Source organism: Bradyrhizobium sp. Mp27 (assembly GCF_029953005.1).
Classification (GTDB): domain Bacteria; phylum Pseudomonadota; class Alphaproteobacteria; order Rhizobiales; family Xanthobacteraceae; genus Bradyrhizobium; species Bradyrhizobium barranii.
Genome location: NZ_JASAUS010000542.1, coordinates 1 through 938 on the forward strand (window position 1 = coordinate 1; position 938 = coordinate 938).

General features: G+C 65.7%; 2 protein-coding genes. Both read right to left on the reverse strand.

What is annotated here, in order from left to right; genetic code table 11:
- Positions 1-533: MlaD family protein (locus QJT78_RS51625; protein WP_038946131.1), on the reverse strand; the 533-nt coding region annotated here is incomplete at its 3' end.
- A 3-nt stretch (positions 534-536) separates the two neighbouring features.
- Positions 537-938: ATP-binding cassette domain-containing protein (locus tag QJT78_RS51630; protein ID WP_281460900.1), on the reverse strand; the 402-nt coding region annotated here is incomplete at its 5' end.

A 938-nucleotide genomic window follows, 5' to 3' on the forward strand; every position in this document is an offset into this window, starting at 1 on the left:
GTGTTGCGCGCGAGCCCGTCGGAGAATGTCTTGAGGTTCGCGATGGTGTCCTTTAGGGGACCGGAATTGTCCTCCAGCACGGTGTCGACCCGTCGCAGCGCATCGCGCGCAGCCTGCGTCATGCTCTGGCCTGCACCGGCCTCGGCGATCAGGGTCACGGGCTCGCCGGCCTTGGCAACGATCATGCCGCCCTCCAGCGTCACCACCGGCACGCCGGTCAGCCCCTGGAAATCGAGCCCGACCTTGGTGTCGGTACGCACGGGTGTCGTCGAGGCAACCGAGATCGTCGCATTGACGAAGCGCGGATTATCCGGCGCGAGGCCGATCTGCGTCACCTCGCCGACGCGGATGCCGTTGAACAGCACGCCGGCACCGACCAGCAGACCTGGCACCGGACCCTGGAATTGCACATGATAGTTCGCGCGCGGCCCGATGCCGCCCGTGTTGTTCAGCCAATAGACGAAGCCGAACACCGCGAGGATAGCGGCCAGCACGAAGCTGCCGATCAGCACGTAGGGAGCGCGGGTTTCCATGTCTCATCTCATCTGGTGTTGCAGCATCTGCGAGCGCTTGCCGTGGAAATAGGCGCGCACCCAGGGATGCTCGGATTGCAGCAATTCGTGCATCGGGCCGATCGCCACGATCTTGCCGTCGGCGAGCGCGGCGACGCGGTCGCAGACCGTGGTGAGGCTCGCAAGATCATGGGTGACCATGAACACGGTGAGGCCGAGGGTCTTCTGCAGCGTCCCGATCAGCGCGTCAAAATCGCCGGCGGCGATCGGGTCGAGACCGGAGGTCGGCTCGTCCAGGAACAGGATCGGCGGATCGAGCGCGAGTGCGCGGGCCAGTGCCACGCGCTTGGTCATGCCGCCCGAGAGCTCCGACGGATATTTGTCGGCGTCCTGCGCCCGCAACCCGACCATCTCGAGCTTGGCGAT